This is a genomic window from Gracilibacillus boraciitolerans JCM 21714 (genome assembly GCF_000521485.1).
In the GTDB taxonomy this organism is placed as follows: domain Bacteria; phylum Bacillota; class Bacilli; order Bacillales; family Amphibacillaceae; genus Gracilibacillus; species Gracilibacillus boraciitolerans.
In genome coordinates, this window is record NZ_BAVS01000085.1 from 1 (window position 1) to 722 (window position 722).

A 722-nucleotide genomic window follows, 5' to 3' on the forward strand; every position below is an offset into this window, starting at 1 on the left:
ATACTATTAATTCGGTTTCTCCCCGTGGAAACGAAACTTGATAAATCATTATTTACATCGATAATAATTCTAGCTGTCGATGCTTTATCATCTACTACATTTGAAAAGCTCGGTGGTGTTGCACTCGTAATATCGCTCACACCATTAATTGTCTGTTTAACATCTGATGAAAGGTTAACCAGCTCCATAAACTCTTCTTGTATAAGCTCATCTTGTTCATCTAAATAATTACTCTTTATAATTGCATCTTCGCTACTGTCCACCTCTGACAAAAACTTATTGATATGATTATCGACATTATCTATAAGGTCAATCATCAAATTTTCAAAATTACTTAACATTTCAATGTGAAAAGAATTCAGACTTTCTTTTGCTTTATCAGCCGATTCACCTTTAAAGGAATCCATATTAATAACCGAATTAACTTTCGATTTTACATTGTCAAGTTGAGACAACAACCGATTAACATATGCATAAAAATCATCAGCAAATTCGATTACTTCAGAAAGATCTACTCTATTTGCCATTCTATTAACCTCCTTTCTTTAACGTATCATTTGAGGACCCATACTGTTTTCACTTAAGCGAGCCAGATTTTCATCTGTTTCTCTAAGGTCCTCACCAGTATTTTCTAATCTTACAATATCTTTTTCTATCACTGTCTTATATTGTTCTAGTAATTCTGAAGCCTCTATCACCTGCTCCAAATCCTTAGTAAATGG

1 protein-coding gene is annotated in these 722 nt (G+C 33.0%); it reads right to left on the reverse strand.

What is annotated here, in order from left to right; translation table 11 throughout:
• A partial coding sequence (locus JCM21714_RS17805) for a T7SS effector LXG polymorphic toxin (RefSeq protein WP_035726502.1) occupies positions 1-527 on the reverse strand: 527 nt, incomplete at its 3' end.
• Positions 528-722 lie beyond the last annotated feature (195 nt).